A 20,413-nucleotide genomic window follows, 5' to 3' on the forward strand; every position below is an offset into this window, starting at 1 on the left:
GTCGCGGATCTTCATGCTTTCGATGGGACGCCCCTGGAAGGCGGGTTATGACATTCCACTTTCGCCCGGCGTGAACCACAGAAAGTGAGTCTTATTCACGCTAATGGCTGAAGTTGAGGCCACCCCCATTGTGGAGTCAGCGGATACGAGTCGTAGTATGCGTGCTCCCCGTAGTTGATCTCCCTAGTTAGTGATTGAATCCGTAAGGAGTCGCCGCCTAATGGCTAGGTTAAAACTGCTGTGCTTGGCTGTGCTGGGGTTCTGGATGCTGGCTGGATTGCAGGCTGTGGCGAGTGCGTCCGAGGATCAACCTCGCGATGCCCAAGGTGGGCGTGGAGAACGCGCTGGACACCCAACTGAGGCCAGCACAGATTCTCGCCACATGGGGATCAGCTGTGACGATTCAAGGCACCACTGGTGACCGGTGCCGTCGCTTAGTTGTCGACCTCGGTGATCCGGATGACGGCCGTGCCTGCTTCGTCAGACGCCGCCAAGTCGACCTCGCCGGTGATGGCCCAGTCGTGGTCGCCGGCGGGGTCGTCGATTATCTGACGCACCAACCACTTGTCCGGCTTCTGCTCGACGACGAACAAATGCGGGCCGCGGGCTTCGGGGCCGGCTGGGAGTTGGTCGTGCTCCTCGAAGTACGGCGTGAGGGCTTCTTGCCACGCCTCGTAATCCCAGCCGTCGGCCGCGTCGAGCAGGCCGAGTTCGTAGTAGTCGCGGCGGGATGCCAGCTCCACCCGTCGGAAGAACGCGTTGCGCACCAAAACCCGGAACGCCCTGGCGTTCTGGGTGACGCCCGCTGGAATGTCGTCCTGCTGCTGGATGTCTTCGTCGTCCGGGTTCGCCAGCTTTTCCCATTCGTCGATCAGGCTGGAGTCGACCTGGCGGACCAGCTCACCCAGCCATTCGATGACGTCCTGCACTTCCTCGGTCTTGGCTTCGTCCGGCACTGTCTGCTTGAGCGCCTTGTACGCGTCCGCCAAATACCGCAGTACCAAGCCTTCTGAGCGGGCGAGCTGGTAGAAGCTCACGTAGTCGCCGAAGTTCATCGCGCGCTCGTACATATCGCGCACGATGGCCTTGGGTTCGAGGTGGTAGTCCGCGACCCACGGGTGGCCCTGCCGGTACATCTCGTACGCGGCGTTCAGCAGTTCCACCAACGGCTCGGGGTGCTTGACCTCTTCGAGCAACGCCATGCGCTCGTCGTATTCGATGCCTTCTGCCTTCATCTTGTTCACGGCCTCGCCGCGCGCTTTGTGTTGCTGCGCCGACAGAATCTGCCGTGGACTTTCCAAAGTGGACTCGATGACGGACAGGACGTCCAGTGGGTAGCTCGGGGATTGCTTGTCCAGCAAGTCGATCGCGGCCAGCGCGAGCGGCGAAAGCGGCTGGTTCAAGGCGAAGTCGAACTGCAAGTCGACCGTGAGCCGGACCGTACGGCCGGTCTCGTCCGGTTCGTCGAGTTTCTCCACCACGCCAGCGGCCAGCAGGGCGCGGTAGATCGCGATCGACCGGCGGATGAGCCTGCGCTGCGACGCGCGCTCCTCGTGGTTGTCCTCAAGCAGGTGTCGCATGGCTTTGAAGGCGTCGCCGGGACGGCCGATCACGTTCAGCAGCATGGAATGGCTGACCGCGAAACTGGAGGTCAGCGGTTCCGGCTCGGCCGCGATCAACCGCTCAAATGTTTGCTTGCTCCACGAGACGAAGCCCTCCGGCGGCTTCTTGCGCACGACCTTACGGCGCTTTTTGGGATCGTCGCCCGCCTTGGCAAGCAAGCGCTCGTTCTCAACCTCGTGCTCCGGCGCCTGGACGACGACGTTGCCGACGGTGTCGTAACCCGCGCGCCCGGCCCGTCCGGCGATCTGATGGAACTCACGCGCCTTGAGGTGCCGTGTTTTCGTACCGTCGTATTTGGACAGTCCGGTGAACAGGACAGTCCTAATAGGAACGTTGATGCCGACGCCGAGTGTGTCCGTGCCGCAGATGATCTTCAGTAGACCGGCCTGTGCGAGCCGCTCGACCAGTCGCCGGTACTTGGGCAGCATGCCGGCGTGGTGCACGCCGATCCCGTGCCGGACAAGGCGGGACAACGTCTTGCCGAACCCGGACGTGAACCGGAACCGCCCGATCATCCGGGCGATCTGGTCCTTTTCCTCGCGTGTGGACACGTTGATGCTCATCAACGCGCTGGCCCGCTCGATCGCGGACGCCTGCGTGAAGTGCACGACGTAAATCGGAGACTGGTTGGTGTACAGCAGCTCCTCGATCGTCTCGTGCATCGGGGTCATCGCGTAGTTGTAGAAGAGCGGGACCGGCCGCTGCGCCGAGCTGACCACCGAGGTCTGCCGTCCGGTGCGGCGCGTGAGGTCCTTTTCGAACCGCGTGACGTCACCGAGCGTCGCGGACATCAGGATGAACTGGGCCTTCGGCAACTCGAGCAGCGGAACCTGCCACGCCCAACCGCGCTCCGGCTCGGAGTAGAAGTGGAACTCGTCCATCACGACCTGGCCGACGTCCGCGTCGGCGCCGTCACGCAGCGCGATGTTCGCAAGGATCTCCGCAGTGCAGCAGATGATCGGCGCGCCCGCGTTCACACTGGAGTCGCCGGTCATCATGCCGACGTTCTCGGCCCCGAACACCTCGCACAGGTCGAAGAACTTCTCCGACACGAGCGCCTTGATCGGCGCGGTGTAGTAGCTGCGCCGCCGCTCGGCCATCGCCGCGAAATGCGCACCCACCGCGACCAGGCTCTTTCCCGAGCCGGTCGGTGTCGCCAGAATCACGTTCGATCCGGAGACGACCTCGATCAGCGCCTCCTCCTGTGCGGGGTACAGGCTGAGCCCACGGTCAGCTGCCCAGGTGGAGAACGCGTCGAAGAGCGTGTCCGCGTCGGGGCTGGCGGGTACGAGTTCGGTGAGTGTCATGACCCTTCAAACTTAGCCGACCGCGATCGGGCACCACGCCAGCCGTGCGACCCTGGAGAGGTGATCGACCTCGAGCCAGTCCTGGCGCGTACGGCCAGGCTGCGCGGGATGACCGTCCACCGGATCCGGATCCGCGACGACGGCGTGCTGACGTTCACCCTCAGCTACCCGGATGATCGGCCGTGGACCGTGTGGATCTACTCGAAAGCCTGGCGCGTGGAGTCGCGGACCACAGTGTTCGCCACCGCCCGGGCGATCAACGGCAGGCGACTGCAGAGCGTGGACATAGCAGCGCCGAGCCTCGACACCACTTTCAGGTTCGCGACGCGTGCGCTGCGCGTCTTCCCAGTCACGGCGCGCCCCGAGACCCAGTCATGGCAGCAGTGGTCACTGCGATCGCCGGACGGCGAAGTCTGGGACATCGGCCCGGGCAGCACGTGGGCGATCCGATGAGCTTGGAGCGCGTCTACGGCCTCGTCGGCTGGACGGTCCAGGCAGCGCGGCTGAACCTGCTGTCCGGATCGTCGATCACGATCGAGCTGGGCGGCTGCCTCGTGCTGATCAACGACGCCGCCTGGCGGATCGAAGACGACGAGGACTTCCTGGTCGCCAGCGGAGACGAGCGGGACTACATCCGCGGAATGATCACCGAGCTTGACGGCAGAGAGCTGACGGAAGTCGTGGTCTCCCAGTTCATGGATCTCACGATGGACTTCGACGGCCTCCGCCTGATCACCTTCGCCCTGCCCGCGGACGAGCACCACTGGTCAGTGCAGTTCGAGGACGACACGGTGTTCTTCGCCGGTCCGCGGGTTGGTGGGACGGGGTCGTCCCACCAACCCACATGACACCGGGTCAGCTCTGTTCGAACAGGCTGAACGGCGTGCCCTGGTCGTCCTGGCAGTGCGCGATCTGGCCGAACCCGGGGACGGGGAACGTGTCGCCGGGCTTGCCGCCGAGCTCACCGATCTTGGCGAGCGTGGCGTTGAGGTCGTCGACCTGGAAGTACACCCGGCTGGCAGGCAGTTCGGCGGACTTCGGCGCGATCGCCCCCGCGGCGCCGTTGGTGACGAGGTGGTAGTCCTGCCCCTCGTATGGCGCGGTCTGCCACCCGAGAACGGCGCCATAGAACTTGGTCGCCTTCGCGGTGTCGTCGACGGCCAGTTCGAACCAGTTGACTTCGCCAGACATGGTCTTTCCCTTCGAGTCGGAACCAACTGACCCAAGGACGACCAGGTCAGCCCGAACTCGACACCTCGATGGGAAGTTTTCAGTGCATCATCGTCTCGACGATCTGCTGGACGCGAGTCAGCGTGATGCCGGTTCGTTGCTCGACGGCAAGCGGGTGGTCGGTGTGCTCGAGTTCGATGTCGGGACGAGTACCGACCGGCTGGGTGTGCACGCTGGTCTTCAGGTTGATGGTGGTCGGCTCGTACGGAAGCACGACCGACAACCATCCGAAGTAGGGCTCGCTGTGCTCGCGGCCCTCGCGCTCCCAGTTTTCGGACGCGTGCTCGAAACTCCGCTCGCTGAGCGACACCCACACACCCCAGCTGAACGGGACGTCGGAATCGTGCACGGGGATCTCGATGTTGCCGCGGATGAAGAAGTGCTCGCCGTTGATGATGCACTGGTCGGGCGTGAGCACGCTGTCGGGATGGGCGGCGATCTCCGGCGACCAGTACGCGGGCGCGCCGATGCTGAAGGCCATGGGCATCTCGTCGTGGTGCTTGCCGCAGCAAGTGCAGTGGAATCCGGTGGTGCTCACAAGGCACGGACCATAGCGGCCGATGACTTGACGCGCCGCCATGACCAATGATCTCATCGTACCCAGCGTCGCAGTGCACCCGGCAAAGAGACCGTCGAGGGCGCGGAGGCGTGGTACTACAAGGAAGATCTTGAATTCAACGAGCCGTATCACGGCTTTTGGCACTCAACTCGTCGAAGTTCATGACTGGCTGCGTGAGCAGTTGGCGTTGCTGCGCGCGGATGTCGACGCGGGCACGGCACAACCCCGGAAGTTGCAGGCGCATTGCGTGGCCTTCTGTTCCGCGCTGACAAAGCATCACACTGGTGAAGACGGCGGGGCGTTTCCCGAACTGGCGAAGCAGTTCCCTGAGCTGAAGCCGGTCCTGGCCCAGCTGACCCAGGACCACGACATGATCACGATGCTGTTGAACAGCCTGGAAACACTGGACTTCACCAACAAGCAGGAAGCCCAGCGGGAGCTCAACGGTATCGAAGCGATCATGGAATCCCACTTCGCCTACGAAGAACGAAAGATCGTGGAAGCCCTGAACGCCATGGAAAACCCATCCTGGGACGGAAAGTTCCTCAGCAAAGGCTGAACCCCGTGTCCACCGTTCCGGAACACCGTGTCCACCGCTCCTGAAGGGTGTGTCCACCATTGCGGAACACCGTGTCCACCGTTCCAGAAGGGTGTGTCCACCATTGCGGCACACCATGTCCACCGTTCCAGCACACTGAGATGCACTTTGGCCACGCTCGTCTTCCTTCTCCCAGCGCCATGAACGCTTTTTGAGCAAGGAAGGACGAACTCGGTGTGTCGCAATGTGTATTTCACTGTGTCGGAACGGTGGACACGCCGAGTTCGGTTAGGCGACCTTGCAGGAAGCGGCGGTCTGTGTCCTCTGTGGCCAATGACAGGGCTTGGCGGTACGCGTCCGCCGCTTCCTCGGACCTGCCCAGCCTGCGCAACAGGTCCGCACGGGCCGAGTGCATCAGGTGGAACTTTTCCAGGCCTTCGATTCCGTCGATCAGGTCCAGCCCGGCTTGTGGTCCTTCAGCCATGGCCACAGCGACCGCCAAGTTCAAGCTGACGACCGGGCTCGGGTACCGCGTAGCCAATTCCGTATACAGGGCAACGATTTGCACCCAATCCGTGTCCGACGCCGAAGCGGCCTGCGAGTGCACGGCGGCAATCGCCGCCTGCAACTGGTACCGGCCGATCTGCCGAAGTCCGAGAGCCCGGTCGAGGATTCCGCATCCCTCGGCGATCGCCGAAGAATCCCACAGCCTCCGATCCTGGTCTTCGAGCAGGACAAGATCACCCGATTGTGTGACCCGGGCGTCCCGGCGGGAGTCCTGCAGCAGCATCAACGCCAGCAAGCCCAAAGCCTCGGCCTCCCCGGGCATCAGTGAAGCCAGCAGCTTCCCCAGCCGAATAGCCTCCGAAGAAAGCGCTCGATCGGCACCCGTGTACCCCTGCGTGTACACCAGGTACACCACCGCCAACACGGCCGAAAGCCGTTGCGGCAACTGGTGGTCCGCAGGCACCGCGAACGAAATACCGGCATCCCGGATCTTGCGTTTGGCCCGGACCAACCGCTGCGCCATGGTCGACTCGGCCACGAGAAACGACCGCCCGATCTGAGCCGCGGTCAACCCGGCAACAGCCTGCAAGGTCAACGCCACCCGAGCCTCCAAGGACAGGGCCGGATGGCAGCACGTGAAGATCAGTGAAAGCCGTTCGTCGCCGACATTCAGCAATGTCTCCTCGCTCGGAGCCGAAACGGATGCCACGACCTGCACGGGAGCACGCCGAGCCCGTCGCAAACGGTCGATCGCGCGATTGCGCGCCACCGTCAGCAGCCATGCCATCGGGTCGGATGGCACGGTTGACCAGCTGCGCAAGGCCTGCGCGAGAGCGTCCTGCAACGAGTCCTCGGCGAGTTCCATGTCGCCGAGGACTCGTGTCAACGCCGCGAGCATCCGGGTTCGATGCTCCCGGAACACCTGCTCGACGGCGTGCATCTAGCCGAGTTCCAGTACCGGCCGGATCTCCACCGAGCCGAGCTTGGCCAATGGGCACAAAGCTGCCAGCTCGATCGCCTCGTCCAGGTCCTTGCAATCGAGGATGAAATACCCGCCGAGCTGCTCATGCGTCTCAGCGAACGGGCCGTCGGTGATCAGCGTGTCGTCGTCACGCACGCGCACGGTCGTCGCCGTGTCCGGCAGGTGCAGCGGGTCGGCCGCAAGGAACACACCTCGGTCTTTCAGATCCTTGATGTACGCCTGGACCTGGTCGTAGCCGTCCGGCATCTGCTCACGGTGGCAGTCGTAGATCAACAACATGTAGCGCATGGCAGTCCTCCTTTGTCAGGAGAATGACGACCGGCCCGGCCCGGACTCGACATCCGGGCCGGGAAGAAACTTACGCCTTGGCGATCGCCGGGAGCCAGTCCACGACCGAGCCTTCGGCCTCGTCCGCGTACAGGTCCTCGTGCTCTAGGTCGTCGAACGCCTGCTCGTCGAACGCGGCGAACGCACGCTTGAGCGTGTCCTCGTCGAGCAGACCGGACGCGCCCAGCTCGGTACGCGCGCGGCCCTTCAGCACGTGCAGTGCCAGTGCCTCGGCGGGGTTGGTCGGCGGGCGCCACTCGTCCTCGGTCAGCCGCTCGCCCACGATCACGGTCGCGATCAGGAACCGCTTGGCGAACCAGGCCGAGTACTGGTCGGCGTACGCCTTCGGCAGCTCGTCCAGCACCAGCAGCTCTTCGTGCTGGTCCGCCGTGGTGTCGTCCTCGTCGAGCGCCTTGACGTCGTCGAACAGCTCGTCGATGACCACGACGACGGCCTCGGCGAGCGCGCCCTGCACCAGCTGGGCCTGCTCTGGCGTCACGCCGTCCTCGGTGCCGAACGCGTCCGTGCCAAGCGCCGTCACCAGCTCGGAGGCGGTGGCCAGCAGGTCGCGGCGCTCGTCGAGTTCGTCGCCGGAGAGCTCGATCAGCTCGATCTCGTCTTCGAGCTCCTCGTCCTCCGCGGGCTCGTCCTCAAGCGCGGTCTCGAGGTCCTCGTCGCTGACGGTGACCTCGCAGGTCCCGACCGTCCAGTCGGCGAGCAGCTCGGTGCGCTCGAGCAGCTCGGTCAGCACGGACCGGGCCGCCTCCTCGGCGAACGCCAGCGCCGGAGCCTCGACCAGCCACTTGATCGAGGCGCCACCCGGGTGGGCGGACACTTCGTGATCGAGCGGTTCGATCTCGACACCGTCGGGTCCTTCGATGCCGGCCAGCAGGTCAAGCTGCTCGTCGAGCAGCGACACGACGCCGTGGCGGTGCAGTGCGTCCAGTTCCGGGGTGCCCGCCGGCGGGGCGACCTCGGCCTTGAGCTGGTATTCCATGGGCGGGAGTTTGCCACCCTACGCACCCTCGGCTGCACGCAGCCGTCGCGGAAGGTAGCGGGCTCCCGTCCCGTGGGATGCCACCTCGTCGTCCGGGTTGGAGAACGTGCACGTCCGCATGGACAAACAGCCGCAGCCGATGCACGAATCGAGGTTGTCACGCAGCATCTCGAGCGCCTCGATCTGCTCGTTGATCCGCTCGCGCCAGCCTCGGGACAGCTTGTTCCAGTCCGATTTCGTCGGCGTACGACCTTCCGGCAGCGTGGCGAGCGCCTCGGCGATCTCATCGAGCGTCAGCCCGACGTTGCGGGCCGCGCGGATGAAAGCCAAGCGGCGCAGCACTCCTCGTTCATACCTGCGCTGGTCGCCCGCGGTCCTCGTCGACGAGATCAGGCCGAGGCTGTCGTAGTAGCGCAACGCCGACGGCGCGAATCCGCTGCGCCGCGCGACCTCACCGACCGCGAGCAGGTCCCTGGTGTGCATAACCGCCCTTGACTTCAAGTTCACTTGAACTATCAGGATGGCATCTCAGGAAGGGGGAATCAATCGCAAGGAGAAATCTCATGCCGGTTGCCATCGTGACAGGGGCTTCCAAGGGATTCGGCCTCGCACTCTCGCGTGAGCTTGCCGCAAAGGGCTGGCAGCTTGTCGTCGACGCACGCGACGCGGAAGCATTGAAGGCCGCGGACTTCGGTCCTTCCGTCACCGTCATTCCTGGTGACGTGACCGATCCGCGTCATCGGCTCGAACTGGTCAACTCAGTGTCCCGTTTGGACCTTCTGGTGAACAACGCGAGCGCGCTCGGGCCGAGCCCGTTGCCCGCTCTTTCCGAGTTTCCGCTCACGGCTTTCAGTGAGCTCTATGCGGCGAACGTCGTCGCGCCGCTCGCTTTGATGCAACTTGCCCTGCCGCTGCTGACCAAAGTGGACGGAACGATCGTGAACGTCAGCTCGGACGCGGCCGTGGAGGCCTACGAGGGCTGGGGTGGTTACGGCTCAAGCAAAGCAGCCCTTGACCGTCTCAGTGCAGTGCTCGCGGTCGAGCAGCCGTCCCTTCGCGTGTACGCCTTCGACCCGGGGGACATGCGGACCGACATGCACCAGGCGGCGTTCCCGGGCGAGGACATCTCGGACCGACCCGATCCGTCGACCGTCGTTCCCGCGCTGTTGCGGCTGCTGGACGAGCGGCCGCCGAGCGGGCGGTACACGAAATGATGATCTCGGCCGTCGAACCGCCGGAGGCGCGAGGGGTTCCGCGTGACGGTGTGCGCATGCTCGTGGCAAGCCCGTCGGGGGTGAAGCATGCGTACTTCAACGACCTCACGCAGTTCCTACGACCCGGTGATCTGGTCGTGGTGAACAACTCCGGCACCATGGCCGCGGCGGTGGACGGTTCGTTGACCGTCCACTTCTCGACGTGGCTCGACGACGGGTCGTGGGTCGTCGAGCTGCGTCCAGAAGGCACGGAAGGCCGCGCTGGGCAACGGATTTCGTTGCCTGAGGGGCATCTGGAGCTGATCGAGCCGTACATGTCAGGGCGGCTGTGGCGGGCTCGCGCGTCCATGGACGTGCCATCGCTTTTGGCCCGTTTCGGGCGGCCGATCAAGTATTCGTACGTCCCTCAACAATGGCCTTTGACCGACTATCAGACGGTGTTCGCGCGTGATTCTGGCAGCGCGGAGATGCCGAGCGCAGGGCGGCCGTTCTCGGCCGCCCTGGTGACCAAGCTTGTTTCAGCGGGAGTTCTGTTTGCTCCCATCACTTTGCATACTGGAGTTTCGTCCATTGAGGAGGGAAAGCCACCGCTGCCTGAGCGGTTCCACGTGCCCGCAGCAACCGCTCGCTTGGTCTCGATGACTCGTGCAGCCGGGGGCCGGGTCATCGCCGTTGGCACCACCGTCACGCGGGCGTTGGAGTCCGCGCCGCACGGTGGCGAAGGCTGGACCGAGCTAGTGCTAGGTCCGTCACGTCCGGCGAAGATCGTCAACGGTCTGATCACCGGCTGGCACGCACCTGGTGCCTCTCACCTGCAGTTGTTGCAGGCAGTGGCGGGTCGCGAGCTGATCGACGTGGCATATGAGGAAGCGGCTCGCGAGGGCTACTTGTGGCACGAATTCGGCGACAGTTGCCTACTGTTGCCTGCATGAACGACGAGGAGCGGTACGAGCAGGGCATGCGGGTCCGGCGCGCGGTGCTGGGGGACGAGCACGTCGACCGAGCGATTGCTCGGACGGACGATGTCACGCGCGATTTCCAGGACTACATCACGCGCAACGCCTGGGGTGACATCTGGAGCAGGCCCGGCCTTGCGCGCCGGGACCGCAGCCTGATCACCGTCGCCCTGCTCGCCGCCCTGCAGCACGAAGGCGAACTCGCCATGCACATCCGCGCGGCTCTGCGCAACGGTGTGACCAAAGAGGAGATCTCCGAAGTGCTGCTCCAAGTCGGCCTGTACGCGGGCGCGCCGACGGCCAACCGTGCGATGGCCGTGGCTCAGGAGGTCCTGAGCGGCTGACGGATCATCGCGAGCGCCAGCCAAACCAGCGACCCGCCCGCGATGACGTGCACGGCACTCGTCAACGGCGTATCCGGCAACCGAGCGGCGACGGCCAACAGAGGAAACGCCACCATATAAGCGATCGCCGGAGCCTTCGGGTGAACGCCAGCGCGAAGCATCGCGATTCCGAAAAGGACAGACCCGATCGCGAACACCAAGGCGCTGCCAAGGAACGCAACCGTGGTTTGGCTGGGTAGAACCGGCTTGTCGATATAGAAGAACACCATGTTGAGCGTGAACGTGACGCCGCCGAACAGGCCGAGCCCGATCAGGTTCACGGTGTAGGCGACCTCGCCGGTCGTTGCCTGCTGGCGTAAATGAAGCGCCACCAGCAACGGAAGCGCGAATGCGGGCGACAGTCCGATGACGACGCTGGTCGCCGCGGTCTCCCCGGTGACCGCCTCGACCATGCCGGTCAGCACGATGCACAGGCCAGCCAGGACGCCGGACCACACGGACAGCATATGAACTCCTTGGCAGGTAAGGGATGTGAGGGCTGACGCTAGGGCTGTCCGGTGGTCGCGCGGAAGTGCCTGAGGTCATGGTCGGGGCACATGACCTTTGGCCAAAGTTTGGTCGAACCGTGTCCAAGGCGCCGTACGCTCGGTGAATGACGATTCGGTGGGTGTCCGGCGCGGTATACGGCGTCGTGCTGCTGGCCGGGCTTTACTACGTCTTCGCCGGGCTCGGTGAGTGGCAGCCGTGGCGGGTTTTCGGCTTCGTTGTGGGGATCGCGGCTTTGTTCGTGTTTGACGCGGTGGAACGCCGTTCCCGAGCCGCATGGTTTCTCCTTGCCAAGCTCGCTCTGTTTTTCGTTGTCGTCGCACTGGATGAGTCGAGCTTGTCCCGGGTGTTGTTCGTGCTGGTGCCTTTCACCGCGTATCTCACATTCGGGCGTACGGCCGGGCTGGTGCTCGGCGCGCTCTGCCTCGCGCTGCTGGTCACGAGCTTCGTGGTGTGGGTGCCTGGCTGGTATCGGGACGCGAATTATGTGTCTGACGTGCTGATGTTCTGCCTCGGCCTCGTCCTGGCGGTCGCCATGGCGGACGTCGCGGTCCGGGAACGCCGGAGCTCAGCGAGGATCGCCGAGTTGTCGGCAGAGGCCGAGCGCACCCGGCTGGCCCGCGATATCCACGACAGCCTCGGGCACCACCTGACCGCGGTCTCCATCCAGCTGGAGAAGGCTTCCGCGTTCGCCGATCGCGACCCGGCCGTCGCCAAGCAAGCGCTTGCGGACGCACGAGATTCGGTGGCGCACGCACTGGATGACGTCCGAACCTCGGTCAGCACGCTCCGCACCGGACAGTCCTTGGTGAGTGCGTTGACCAGGCTCGATGTCGCGCTGGAAGTCGAGGGCGACGAACCAGACCTTGGCCGCGCGGCAATCATGACGTTGTTTCGCGCCGCACAAGAGGCGATCACCAACGCACGCCGTCACGGTCAGGCGGACCAGGTGTCCGTGGCGGTCACGTTCGGCAAAGCAGACACTCGCTTGGTTGTCCGCGACGACGGCCGCGGGTTCGCCACGGACACCGTGCACACAGGCTTTGGCTTGCTCGGCATGAAAGAGCGTGCGGCACTCGTCGGTGGATCGGTCACAGTGGACAGTGAACCCGGTTCAGGCACCCGGGTCGCGGTGACGGTGCCACGCTCATGAGCGTCCGGGTGCTCGTCGTGGACGACCAAAGGCTTGTTCGGGAAGGCATCGCGTCCCTGCTGGACATCCAGGACGGGATCTCGGTCGTCGGCATGGCCGCCGATGGCAAGCAAGCGATCGACCAAGTCATCGCGTTGTGCCCTGACGTGGTGCTGATGGATGTCCGGATGCCGGAAATGGACGGCGTCGATGCCGTTGCCGTGCTTCGCCGTCGTGCCCCGGATTGCCGGGTTGTGATGCTGACAACCTTCGACGACGAGGAATACGTGGTCCAGGCATTGCGCGCTGGCGCGGCCGGTTACCTGCTGAAAGAGCTACCGGCGGCAAAACTGGCCGAAGCTGTCCGGCTCGCGCACGCTGGTGTCACGCAACTCGATGATGCTGCGGCGCACCACATTGCGGCGGCGCTCGCGTCACATCCGGCGCCGAGCCGGGTCGATGCGTTGACTGAGCGGGAAACCGATGTTCTACGTCTGATCGCATCCGGGTTGACCAACCGGGAGATCGCGTCACGCCTGTTCCTCAGCGAGGGAACGGTCAAGAACCACATCTCGCGGATTCTCGGCAGGTTGGGCCTGCGGGACCGCACCCAGGCGGCCATCTACGCACGCGACCATCTAAAACCCTCGTGAGTGGTTAGCCGTGTTCTAACGCGAATAACCACTCACGAGGGTTTTTAGGCGCTGGCGGCGGTCGCGGGGTGCAGACGCAGGCCGACGCCCGCCCAGAGTGCACGCCGGACCGCTTCGTAGCAGGGACGGCAGGCCGGCACCCGGATGGGCCTGGTCACGGACTGGCTCAAGGCAACGCTCAGCCCCGGTTCAGCCGTGGACTGGCACGTGCTGTGGTGGTGGCCGGCTGGGGCGCAGACGCACAGACAAGCGGTGCTGGGGTTCATCGCGACCTCCATTGGTGAGCGTGACTCAACACACTAATGGCACTGAGTGCCACTGCGCAACCCCGCATGCTAGTTTTCGATTCATGACGAGCGGGGTGCCCGACCGCAGGAGACGGGTCCGCGAGGCGCTGACCGCGGCCGCGATCGACCTTTTCCTGACCAAGGGGTATGAGGAGACGACGGTCGACGAGATCGCCGCGGCTGCCAACGTGGGCAGGCGCACGTTCTTCCGGTACTTCCCGTCGAAGGAAGACGTGATCTTCCCTGACCACGAGGCGCGCCTGCAGCGCGTCGCCGAGGTCTTCGCCACAGCCCCGCACGACGAGCCCCCGCTGGCGGTCGCCTGCCGCGCCGTGCACGGCGTGCTCGAGGCGTATCTCGACGAAGGCGTTATCGCAGTACAGCGGTACCGCTTGACTCGGGATTTCCCGCAGTTGCGGTCACGCGAGATCGCCAGCGCGCACAGCTATCACATCGCCGTCACGCGCTATCTCGTCGACCGTGTGGGTGATGAACCGGACGGCGCTCTGTGGGCCGAGGTCGCCGGTTCGGCGGTCGTCGCGGCGCACAACCATGTTCTGCGGCAGTACCTCAAGGCCGGTGGCAAAGGCGACGTGCTCGGCAAGGCCGACCGCGCTTTCCGCTACATCAGGGAAACCCTCGGCGTCACCGCGGCTCGCACCGAGGAGGTCGACGACGTCGTGGTCGCGGTGATGCGCAGGGGGATGCCGCTCGCCAGCGTGATGAGCCGGATCGAAGACGCTCTCGAACGCTGACACTGAGTGCCATCAACCAAGCGCTCGCCTGGCGTAGGCGCGGACATCCGCGTCCTCGTCATCGGAAACCGCCCGCAACTCGCTGGAAACAAAGGAAGCCCAGCGTTCCAACGCCTGCACGGCGGCCTTCCGGACGTCGGCGTGCGAGTCCTTCAACGCCTGCAGCAACGGTCCTTCGGCGACTTCCCACTCGGCGGCGCCCAAGGCCTGAGCTGCGCCTTTGCGTACCTGCCAAGCGTGATCTGTAATCGCCGTCACAGCGAGACCGTCCAACGGGGCCGTTGCCCGCAGTTGGGCGGCCGCCTCGAAAGCCGCCGCACGAACCAGCGCGTCCAGATCCGTGGCCAATTCGCCCAAAACGGCAGCCGCTGCCAGGTTGCCGATTGCGCCAAGTCCGGTTGCGACAGCGACGCGGACCTCACGCGAGGAATCCTTACCCGCCTTGGCGATGAGATCGTTGGCGTCCAAGGAAACCAGGCCGTGAATCGCCGCGACGCGGACCGCGGAACGTTCGTCCGTGAGCGCGGCCTCGAAGTCCGTGCGGTCGCCGAGCCGCAACGCGCGCAGGACTTCCAGCGCGGTCGCGCGTACCTCCGGGTCCACGCCACGCAACAAAGCGGCCCTCAGGTCTGGTGACGGCGTGATGACCTCGACAAGTTCGAGCAGGCCGTTCGCGGCCGCGACCCGGACCGTCGAATGTGGATCTTCCAGAGCCTCGGCAAGGGCAAGGCCGAAGCCGTCCGGAGTGACCTCGGTCAGCGTGGCGATCGCGGTTCTGCGCACGTCCGCGTCCACATCGGACAGGTAGGGTGCCAGGTCGGCGAGGGTGAGCTCTTGCTCGGCGAGTTCGAGGATCTCGAGCACGCGTGGCGAACGGGAAGCCCGCTGCTCTTGCGCCGGGCCAGCGGTGACGAGAGCGCGCCTTGACGTTTCGAACGTGCCGAGCTCGACGATTTCAGCGTCGTGCTGGGCGCGGAATTCCGGTACCGGCACGATGTACTCGTCGACCGGTCGTTTGCGGAACTCCATCCCGTTCTCGGTTTTCACCAGGTTCAGGTGGTAAAGCCACGAAGAATCGTCCCTGACCGGGTGATCGAGCCGTTCGTGGTACAGGCCCCACCGGCTTTCCGTGCGGACGAGCGAAGATCGGGCGGCCATTTCGGCGCAGTCACGGATGAACGTCACTTCCGCGCAGCGCATCAGCTCGTGCGGAGTACGCGCGCCCATTGCCGCGATCTCGGCCGTCATCCGCTCGAACGACTCCAGCCCGATTTCCAGCCGGGTCGAGCTCTTCGGCGGCGACAGGTAGTCGTTGACGAACCGGCGCAGCTTGTACTCCACCTGAGGCTGTGGCGGACCGTCCGGATTGGCCAGCGGCCGGTAGATCAACTCCTTCGTGGCCGCGATCTGGTCCTCAGGAAGCGGCACGTGAGCGCCAAGGTGCGTGCTCGCATGGGCGCCTGCGAGGTCGCCGAAAACGAAGGCGCCGATCATGTAGTTGTGCGGCACGCAGGCAAGATCGCCTGCCGCGTAAAGACCCGGAACCGTGGTCGCGCCGTTCTCGTCGACCCACACGCCGGAGGCGGAATGCCCGCCGCACAGGCCGATCTCGGAGATGTGCATTTCCACGTCATGCGTCCGGTAATCGTGGCCGCGTCCGGAGTGGAACGTGCCGCGTGTTGGCCGTTCCGTGGTGTGCAGGATGTTCTCCAGTTTGGTGACGGTCTCATCGGGCAAATGGGACAGCTTGAGGTACACCGGACCGCGCGCGATCTCCCGTGAGAACTCCGACATCATCTGGCCGGACCAATAGTCACAGTCGACGAACCGGTTGCCTTCGGAATTGACCTGGTAGCCGCCGAACGGATTGGCCACGTACGCACAAGCCGGACCGTTGTAATCCTTGATCAACGGGTTGATCTGGAAGCACTCGATCCCGGACAGCTCGGCACCCGCGTGGTACGCCATCGAGTAGCCGTCGCCAGCGTTGGTCGGATTCTCATACGTGCCATAGAGATATCCGCTCGCGGGCAGACCAAGCCGTCCACATGCGCCGGTCGCCAGAATGACAGCTCCGGCGGAAACCGTGACCAGATCACCGGTTCGCGTGTTGAATCCGACCGCGCCCACCGCGCGTCCCTCGTGGGTGAGGACGCGAACGGGCATGACCCGGTTCTCGATCTGGATCTTCTCGCGCATCTCGCGGCGCCGAAGCACGCGGTAAAGAACCTTCTTGACGTCCTTGCCTTCCGGCATCGGCAGGACGTAACTGCCGGATCGGTGTACCCGGCGGACGTTGTACTCGCCGTAATCGTCCTTTTCGAACTTGACGCCGTAGCGTTCGAGTCGGCGAACCATGTCGTAGCCACGAGTTGCGGTCTGGTAGATGGTTTTCTGGTTGACCACGCCGTCGTTGGCTTTGGTGATCTCGGCGACGTAGTCCTCAGGTGTGGCCTTGCCTGGGATGACGGCGTTGTTGACGCCGTCCATGCCCATCGCCAGCGCCCCGGAATGCCGAACGTGCGCCTTTTCCAGCAGTATCACCGAAGCGCCGTGTTCAGCGGCGGTGATCGCCGCCATCGTCCCGGCCGTGCCGCCGCCGATCACCAGCACGTCACATTTCATGCTGCCACCGCACCCAGGATCTCGGTCCGTGCCGCCTTCGAATCGGCGTCCGGGATTCGGGCCGCCGGCGACTCGATGACTGTCTTGAGTCGGCCGTTCTTACCAAGCACAGCCACTCGGTCGCCGAGGAACAGAGCTTCGTCCACGTCGTGGGTCACGAATACAACTGTGGTCGGATGTTGTTGCCATACATCAACAAGCAGCCGTTGCATGGTTGTCCGGGTCTGGGCGTCCAGGGCGCCGAAGGGTTCGTCGGCCAGCACGACCCGCGGGGTCCCGGCGAGGGTTCGTGCGAGCTGGACGCGTTGGCGCATACCGCCGGAGAGTTCACGCGGCAGGTGGTTCTCGTATCCTTTGAGTCCCACCTGGCTGATCCACTGTTCGGCCCGGGTTTGCCGTTCTGCTTTGGACACTTTCCGGATCGCCAGCGGCAGCTCGACATTGCGCCGGACCGAGCGCCACCGCAGTAGCCCGTCGTCCTGGAAAACAAGCGCTCGCTCGCCTGAGGTGCCGGTGATCGGACGTCCATCGACAAGGATCTGCCCGCTCGTGGGTGTCAAGAGGCCGGCGAGCGTTCGCAGCAGCGTCGATTTCCCACAACCCGAAGGCCCGACGACAACAAGGATCTCGCCCGCTTCGATGTCGATGCAGATGTCCGTCAGTACCCCGGTCGAGCCGTAGCCGACGTGCAGCCGGTCGATGCTCAGCCTGCTCATTTCGCCTCTTCCCTTGGCAACCAGCGAGTCGCGCGCCGCCCGGCGTGTTCGACAAGAGCGGAAGTGATCCACCCAAGCAAGCCGATGGTCAACATTCCAACCAGGACGCCCGGGTAGTCGACGACCGTGTACGCCTGCCACGTCCGGTACCCGACCCCGAACTCACCAGAGATCATTTCGGCGGAGATGACACAGATCCACGACACGCCCATGCCGACAGACAGTCCACTGAAGACACCCGGCAAGGCGCCAGGCAGCACGACATTCCACAGCACCCGTGCCCGACTGGCACCCATGGTTTTGACGGCGTCCTCCCACACAGTCGGCAGGGCTCGCACGGCGTGGCGGGTGCTCACAACGACCGGGAAGAAGGCCGCGACGAAGGTGATGAAGATGATTCCCTGCTCGTTGCTGGGAAACAGCAGGATCGCGATGGGGACAAGGGCGATCGCGGGAATCGGGCGGGCGACTTCGAGTAGCGGCTGGACCAGGTCGGCTGTGGTTCGAGACCGGGCGATCGAGGTTCCGATGGCCACACCGAGGACCGCGGCCAGCGTGAAGCCGACGAGGATCCGGACAAGACTGTCGACAAGGTCTTGGTAGTAGACCGAGGTCCCGAGCTGGTAGACGAGGTCGTCGGCGACTTCGACCGGGGTGGGGAGGCGGTCGAAGTTCAGCCAGAGCTGGACGTCGTACGCGGTCAGAAGTTGCCAGATGACGAGCGCGGTGACAAGGGATCCGACGCGGAGCAGCCATCGGCGGTTCCGGCGTTTCACGACCGGTGGCGGGATGACGGTTTCTTTGACAGGTGCTTCAGTGGTGGTGGTCATCGGGAACCTTCCAGTGCCTTGGCATAACTGATGATGTGGGCACCGGGATGCCCCGCCACATACCGCCGCGCACCTTCCTCCGTGCTGAACGGCAAATACTCTGTGTCCTGCACCCACACCGACTTGTCCGCGAACCATCGCGTTCCCGTGTCGGTCGAAGGCACGTACGCCACCCGGACCTTGCTCTTCGCGACCTGACGCAACAAACACGTCGGATTCGCCGCGGGAATCCCGCAAACCGGGTCCACGCCACTGATCTGTGCGGGTTTGATCGGGGCCTTCACGCGGTCCAGGTAACTGGGGTCCCAGAACGCGTTCAGGTCAAGGCGTTTGATGTTCCCAATGGACTCAAGGAACGGGATGTCCTGCTCCAAAGCATCTTTCAGCTCAGGTTTCAGTGCCGTGTCGAATGTGACCATCCCGTTTGGACCGTTGTACAGGTACACGACCTCAGCGGGCAGCTTTGTCTGCTTGGCCACGGACAAGGCAGCCGCCATCGGATTGCTGTTCAGGTACTGGGTCGCGTCGGTCTGCGCCTGCAGGAACGCATCGACGACCTCAGGATGCTGCTGTGCATAGCTTTCCCGGACCACAACCCCGTGCCAGGTTGGCAGGTTCAACGAAGCGCCGTCATACACAAGCCGTGCCTGACCGGCGAACACCAGCTGCCCGGGCCAAGCTACGAGAACTGGCCCAAAGCGTCCACACTCCCGGACTGCAAAGCCGAAGCTCCAACAGCCGGAACCTGGTTCTGGATCCGGTAATCCCGGATTCCCGCGCGGTCCAAGGCATGCACGGTCGTCCCATGTCCCGCCGAACCGACACTTGCCGAGATTTTCTTACCGGCCAGATCCGCGAGCGTTCGAACACCAGAACCAGGCGAAACCACGACCATGTTCAACGCGCCGCGCAGGTTGTAGCCGGTGGCCGAGATCAGCTTGGTCCGACCGTCGCCGAATTGCTGGTTGCGGGATCCGTTGATGAGCATCGGGTAGTCGCCCATCGAGCCTATGTCGATCTTCCCGGCGACCATCTGCGCGGTGATCGGCGCACCCGTCGAGTAGTCCTGCCAGACCACGCGGTAGCGCGCGCCCAGCCGTTTTTCCAAGTATCCCTGGGACCGCAGCAATGTTCCGGCGGTCACTGTGTTGATCGTCTTCGACTGGTAACCGATCACGACCGTGACCTGGGCAGACGCGCTACTCACGCCGCAAGCGCTCAGCACCAGCGCGCTTGCGAGGACCGCTAACCGTGTCACCGCAGCAGGTACGGCACGTTGACGGTCACGACTCCGGTTGGGCATCGGGCCGCGCATGGACCGCAGTACCAGCACTCGTCCACATGCATGAACGCTTTGCCCGATGCCGGGTTGATCGCCAGTGAGTCGAGTGGGCAGATGTCCACACACAGCCGGCATCCTTCGATGCAGAGCGACTCGTCGATGGTCACCGGAACGTCAGACCGGTTCTCGACCAGGGCCATATGGGTACTCCTAGGACGATGATCGGGTGAAATCAGCCGCGGGACACGTGTGCGCGTATGGTCAGCCGGTCGCCGCGGAAGCGGATGAATTCCAGATCGATCGGGCGGCCACAGCCGAAGTGGCTCAACCGTTCGACGAGTAAAAGCGCTGATCCACGTGGAACCTGCAAGATCATCGCGGAGTGCGGGTCGGCGTTGACCGCTTCCATCCCGATCTCCGCGACACCGAGCGGCTGGCCGTGCACCTGCTCGATCAGCCCGAAGATGTCCCGGTTGCGCAGATCCTCGGCAAGCAGCGGCTCGCCGATATCGACCGGCAAGTACGTCAGGTCAAGGGACAGTGGCAAGTCGTTGAGCATGCGCAGGCGCTCTATGTACACCGCCCTGACACATTCGAGTCGTTGTGCCACAGTGGCAGGAGCGTCGATCACGGTCGCCGTGCGGACCTCGTTGGTGATCGTTCCGTGCTCGTGCAGGGTCTCGGCGAGGCCCATCAGCCGGTCGAGGCCGTGCGCGTACTTCCGTCCGACCACGACCGTGCCCACGCCGGGCTGACGCTCGATCAGCCCGTCCGCCCTGAGCAGGTCGAGTGCGTCCCGGATGGTGTTGCGGGAGGCGTTGAACTCCTCACCAAGCGAGCGCTCGTCCGGCAAGGCCGAGTAGGTCCCGCGCAGGATCTGCTGGCGGATGACGTCGGCGACAAGGCGTGCCTGGTCGGCGCGCAGCCGTCGGCGCCCGGCGAGGTCGCCAGGTCCGGAGGCTGTGTCGGGCGTCATGCGGTTGATGCCACCACGCGTACCGCG

24 protein-coding genes are annotated in these 20,413 nt (G+C 64.5%); 9 read left to right on the forward strand and 15 right to left on the reverse strand.

The genetic code is table 11. The annotated features are described in order from the left end of the window. Positions 1 to 434: 434 nt before the first annotated feature. Positions 435 to 2,930: a DEAD/DEAH box helicase gene (locus tag LWC34_RS25855; protein WP_233727737.1), complete on the reverse strand. Its 2,496-nt coding sequence runs from the start codon at positions 2,928 to 2,930 to the stop codon at positions 435 to 437. Positions 2,931 to 2,990: 60 nt separating this feature from the next. On the opposite strand from LWC34_RS25855, the gene LWC34_RS25860 reads away from it, so the two are divergent. Together LWC34_RS25860 and LWC34_RS25865 are read left to right on the forward strand one after the other, a co-directional pair. Beyond that, entirely contained in the window at positions 2,991 to 3,383 is a 393-nt protein-coding gene (locus LWC34_RS25860; RefSeq protein WP_233727738.1) for a hypothetical protein, read from the forward strand. Further along, the gene (locus LWC34_RS25865; RefSeq protein WP_233727739.1) at positions 3,380 to 3,778 is read left to right on the forward strand and encodes a hypothetical protein; all 399 of its coding nucleotides are present in this window, start codon (positions 3,380 to 3,382) and stop codon (positions 3,776 to 3,778) included. Before LWC34_RS25860 ends, LWC34_RS25865 begins: the two co-directional genes overlap by 4 nt. Before the next feature lie 7 nt (positions 3,779 to 3,785). Here the strand turns inward: LWC34_RS25865 and LWC34_RS25870 are convergent, their stop codons facing one another. Then, positions 3,786 to 4,121 (reverse strand): VOC family protein, encoded by a 336-nt coding sequence (locus LWC34_RS25870; RefSeq protein ID WP_233727740.1) that lies wholly within the window; start codon positions 4,119 to 4,121, stop codon positions 3,786 to 3,788. Positions 4,122 to 4,200: 79 nt separating this feature from the next. Further along, positions 4,201 to 4,755 (reverse strand): DUF2199 domain-containing protein, encoded by a 555-nt coding sequence (locus LWC34_RS25875; protein ID WP_233727741.1) that lies wholly within the window; start codon positions 4,753 to 4,755, stop codon positions 4,201 to 4,203. Between the two features lie 73 nt (positions 4,756 to 4,828). On the opposite strand from LWC34_RS25875, the gene LWC34_RS25880 reads away from it, so the two are divergent. Continuing rightward, positions 4,829 to 5,278: a hemerythrin domain-containing protein gene (locus tag LWC34_RS25880; RefSeq protein WP_233727742.1), complete on the forward strand. Its 450-nt coding sequence runs from the start codon at positions 4,829 to 4,831 to the stop codon at positions 5,276 to 5,278. A gap of 232 nt (positions 5,279 to 5,510) precedes the next feature. Here the strand turns inward: LWC34_RS25880 and LWC34_RS25885 are convergent, their stop codons facing one another. The 4 genes from LWC34_RS25885 to soxR form a co-directional block, all read right to left on the reverse strand. Beyond that, positions 5,511 to 6,704: an RNA polymerase sigma factor gene (locus LWC34_RS25885; RefSeq protein WP_233727743.1), complete on the reverse strand. Its 1,194-nt coding sequence runs from the start codon at positions 6,702 to 6,704 to the stop codon at positions 5,511 to 5,513. Further along, the gene (locus LWC34_RS25890) at positions 6,705 to 7,034 is read right to left on the reverse strand and encodes a YciI family protein (RefSeq protein ID WP_233727744.1); all 330 of its coding nucleotides are present in this window, start codon (positions 7,032 to 7,034) and stop codon (positions 6,705 to 6,707) included. 70 nt (positions 7,035 to 7,104) lie between these two features. Next, positions 7,105 to 8,070, reverse strand: coding sequence for a hypothetical protein (locus LWC34_RS25895; protein ID WP_233727745.1), 966 nt, complete (start codon positions 8,068 to 8,070; stop codon positions 7,105 to 7,107). An 18-nt stretch (positions 8,071 to 8,088) separates the two neighbouring features. After that, complete coding sequence (gene soxR, locus LWC34_RS25900) at positions 8,089 to 8,553, reverse strand: redox-sensitive transcriptional activator SoxR (protein WP_233727746.1); 465 nt, start codon at positions 8,551 to 8,553, stop codon at positions 8,089 to 8,091. Between the two features lie 80 nt (positions 8,554 to 8,633). Between soxR and LWC34_RS25905 the strand changes: the two genes are divergently transcribed. Genes LWC34_RS25905 through pcaC form a run of 3 tightly spaced genes read left to right on the forward strand, consistent with a single transcriptional unit; the run spans position 8,634 to position 10,584 of the window. Further along, positions 8,634 to 9,284 (forward strand): SDR family NAD(P)-dependent oxidoreductase, encoded by a 651-nt coding sequence (locus LWC34_RS25905; protein ID WP_233727747.1) that lies wholly within the window; start codon positions 8,634 to 8,636, stop codon positions 9,282 to 9,284. Then, the gene (locus tag LWC34_RS25910; protein ID WP_233727748.1) at positions 9,281 to 10,216 is read left to right on the forward strand and encodes an S-adenosylmethionine:tRNA ribosyltransferase-isomerase; all 936 of its coding nucleotides are present in this window, start codon (positions 9,281 to 9,283) and stop codon (positions 10,214 to 10,216) included. Before LWC34_RS25905 ends, LWC34_RS25910 begins: the two co-directional genes overlap by 4 nt. Beyond that, a complete protein-coding gene (gene pcaC, locus LWC34_RS25915; protein WP_233727749.1) occupies positions 10,213 to 10,584 on the forward strand; it encodes a 4-carboxymuconolactone decarboxylase in 372 nt (123 codons plus the stop codon). Before LWC34_RS25910 ends, pcaC begins: the two co-directional genes overlap by 4 nt. Here pcaC and LWC34_RS25920 read toward each other — a convergent pair. Continuing rightward, positions 10,563 to 11,090 (reverse strand): hypothetical protein, encoded by a 528-nt coding sequence (locus tag LWC34_RS25920; RefSeq protein ID WP_233727750.1) that lies wholly within the window; start codon positions 11,088 to 11,090, stop codon positions 10,563 to 10,565. The genes pcaC and LWC34_RS25920 overlap by 22 nt on opposite strands. A gap of 146 nt (positions 11,091 to 11,236) precedes the next feature. Between LWC34_RS25920 and LWC34_RS25925 the strand changes: the two genes are divergently transcribed. The 3 genes from LWC34_RS25925 (at position 11,237) to LWC34_RS25935 (ending at position 13,957) form a co-directional block, all read left to right on the forward strand. After that, positions 11,237 to 12,283: a sensor histidine kinase gene (locus tag LWC34_RS25925; RefSeq protein ID WP_233727751.1), complete on the forward strand. Its 1,047-nt coding sequence runs from the start codon at positions 11,237 to 11,239 to the stop codon at positions 12,281 to 12,283. Next, complete coding sequence (locus LWC34_RS25930) at positions 12,280 to 12,915, forward strand: response regulator (protein WP_233727752.1); 636 nt, start codon at positions 12,280 to 12,282, stop codon at positions 12,913 to 12,915. Before LWC34_RS25925 ends, LWC34_RS25930 begins: the two co-directional genes overlap by 4 nt. Positions 12,916 to 13,264: 349 nt before the next feature. After that, entirely contained in the window at positions 13,265 to 13,957 is a 693-nt protein-coding gene (locus LWC34_RS25935; protein WP_233727753.1) for a TetR family transcriptional regulator, read from the forward strand. A 12-nt stretch (positions 13,958 to 13,969) separates the two neighbouring features. On the opposite strand, the gene LWC34_RS25940 is transcribed toward LWC34_RS25935, so the two are convergent. From LWC34_RS25940 to LWC34_RS25970, 7 genes are read right to left on the reverse strand one after another with little or no spacing between them, the layout of a single operon-like run. Further along, positions 13,970 to 16,582 (reverse strand): fumarate reductase/succinate dehydrogenase flavoprotein subunit, encoded by a 2,613-nt coding sequence (locus LWC34_RS25940; RefSeq protein WP_233727754.1) that lies wholly within the window; start codon positions 16,580 to 16,582, stop codon positions 13,970 to 13,972. Beyond that, positions 16,579 to 17,298, reverse strand: coding sequence for an ABC transporter ATP-binding protein (locus tag LWC34_RS25945; RefSeq protein WP_233727755.1), 720 nt, complete (start codon positions 17,296 to 17,298; stop codon positions 16,579 to 16,581). The genes LWC34_RS25940 and LWC34_RS25945 overlap by 4 nt, the downstream gene beginning before the upstream one ends. After that, entirely contained in the window at positions 17,295 to 18,128 is an 834-nt protein-coding gene (locus LWC34_RS25950) for an ABC transporter permease (RefSeq protein ID WP_233727756.1), read from the reverse strand. The genes LWC34_RS25945 and LWC34_RS25950 overlap by 4 nt, the downstream gene beginning before the upstream one ends. After that, positions 18,125 to 18,766, reverse strand: coding sequence for a type 2 periplasmic-binding domain-containing protein (locus LWC34_RS25955; protein ID WP_250109450.1), 642 nt, complete (start codon positions 18,764 to 18,766; stop codon positions 18,125 to 18,127). The genes LWC34_RS25950 and LWC34_RS25955 overlap by 4 nt, the downstream gene beginning before the upstream one ends. Positions 18,767 to 18,807: 41 nt before the next feature. Further along, entirely contained in the window at positions 18,808 to 19,335 is a 528-nt protein-coding gene (locus LWC34_RS58140; RefSeq protein ID WP_233727758.1) for an ABC transporter substrate-binding protein, read from the reverse strand. A gap of 47 nt (positions 19,336 to 19,382) precedes the next feature. Further along, positions 19,383 to 19,610 (reverse strand): 4Fe-4S dicluster domain-containing protein, encoded by a 228-nt coding sequence (locus LWC34_RS25965; RefSeq protein WP_233727759.1) that lies wholly within the window; start codon positions 19,608 to 19,610, stop codon positions 19,383 to 19,385. Between the two features lie 32 nt (positions 19,611 to 19,642). Further along, positions 19,643 to 20,386, reverse strand: coding sequence for a GntR family transcriptional regulator (locus LWC34_RS25970; RefSeq protein WP_233727760.1), 744 nt, complete (start codon positions 20,384 to 20,386; stop codon positions 19,643 to 19,645). Positions 20,387 to 20,413: the final 27 nt, after the last annotated feature.

The organism is Kibdelosporangium philippinense (assembly GCF_021390435.2).
Classification (GTDB): domain Bacteria; phylum Actinomycetota; class Actinomycetes; order Mycobacteriales; family Pseudonocardiaceae; genus Kibdelosporangium; species Kibdelosporangium philippinense.

Excerpts from the sequence above, each read along its gene's own strand:
- LWC34_RS25855 (WP_233727737.1), bottom strand. The coding sequence starts at position 2,930 with ATGACACTCACCGAACTCGTACCCGCCAGCCCCGACGCGGACACGCTC.
- LWC34_RS25865 (WP_233727739.1), top strand. The coding sequence starts at position 3,380 with ATGAGCTTGGAGCGCGTCTACGGCCTCGTCGGCTGGACGGTCCAGGCA.
- LWC34_RS25870 (WP_233727740.1), bottom strand. The coding sequence starts at position 4,121 with ATGTCTGGCGAAGTCAACTGGTTCGAACTGGCCGTCGACGACACCGCG.
- LWC34_RS25875 (WP_233727741.1), bottom strand. The coding sequence starts at position 4,755 with ATGAGATCATTGGTCATGGCGGCGCGTCAAGTCATCGGCCGCTATGGT.
- LWC34_RS25885 (WP_233727743.1), bottom strand. The coding sequence starts at position 6,704 with ATGCACGCCGTCGAGCAGGTGTTCCGGGAGCATCGAACCCGGATGCTC.
- LWC34_RS25890 (WP_233727744.1), bottom strand. The coding sequence starts at position 7,034 with ATGCGCTACATGTTGTTGATCTACGACTGCCACCGTGAGCAGATGCCG.
- LWC34_RS25895 (WP_233727745.1), bottom strand. The coding sequence starts at position 8,070 with ATGGAATACCAGCTCAAGGCCGAGGTCGCCCCGCCGGCGGGCACCCCG.
- soxR (WP_233727746.1), bottom strand. The coding sequence starts at position 8,553 with ATGCACACCAGGGACCTGCTCGCGGTCGGTGAGGTCGCGCGGCGCAGC.
- LWC34_RS25905 (WP_233727747.1), top strand. The coding sequence starts at position 8,634 with ATGCCGGTTGCCATCGTGACAGGGGCTTCCAAGGGATTCGGCCTCGCA.
- LWC34_RS25910 (WP_233727748.1), top strand. The coding sequence starts at position 9,281 with ATGATGATCTCGGCCGTCGAACCGCCGGAGGCGCGAGGGGTTCCGCGT.
- pcaC (WP_233727749.1), top strand. The coding sequence starts at position 10,213 with ATGAACGACGAGGAGCGGTACGAGCAGGGCATGCGGGTCCGGCGCGCG.
- LWC34_RS25920 (WP_233727750.1), bottom strand. The coding sequence starts at position 11,090 with ATGCTGTCCGTGTGGTCCGGCGTCCTGGCTGGCCTGTGCATCGTGCTG.
- LWC34_RS25925 (WP_233727751.1), top strand. The coding sequence starts at position 11,237 with ATGACGATTCGGTGGGTGTCCGGCGCGGTATACGGCGTCGTGCTGCTG.
- LWC34_RS25930 (WP_233727752.1), top strand. The coding sequence starts at position 12,280 with ATGAGCGTCCGGGTGCTCGTCGTGGACGACCAAAGGCTTGTTCGGGAA.
- LWC34_RS25935 (WP_233727753.1), top strand. The coding sequence starts at position 13,265 with ATGACGAGCGGGGTGCCCGACCGCAGGAGACGGGTCCGCGAGGCGCTG.
- LWC34_RS25940 (WP_233727754.1), bottom strand. The coding sequence starts at position 16,582 with ATGAAATGTGACGTGCTGGTGATCGGCGGCGGCACGGCCGGGACGATG.
- LWC34_RS25945 (WP_233727755.1), bottom strand. The coding sequence starts at position 17,298 with ATGAGCAGGCTGAGCATCGACCGGCTGCACGTCGGCTACGGCTCGACC.
- LWC34_RS25950 (WP_233727756.1), bottom strand. The coding sequence starts at position 18,128 with ATGACCACCACCACTGAAGCACCTGTCAAAGAAACCGTCATCCCGCCA.
- LWC34_RS25965 (WP_233727759.1), bottom strand. The coding sequence starts at position 19,610 with ATGGCCCTGGTCGAGAACCGGTCTGACGTTCCGGTGACCATCGACGAG.
- LWC34_RS25970 (WP_233727760.1), bottom strand. The coding sequence starts at position 20,386 with ATGACGCCCGACACAGCCTCCGGACCTGGCGACCTCGCCGGGCGCCGA.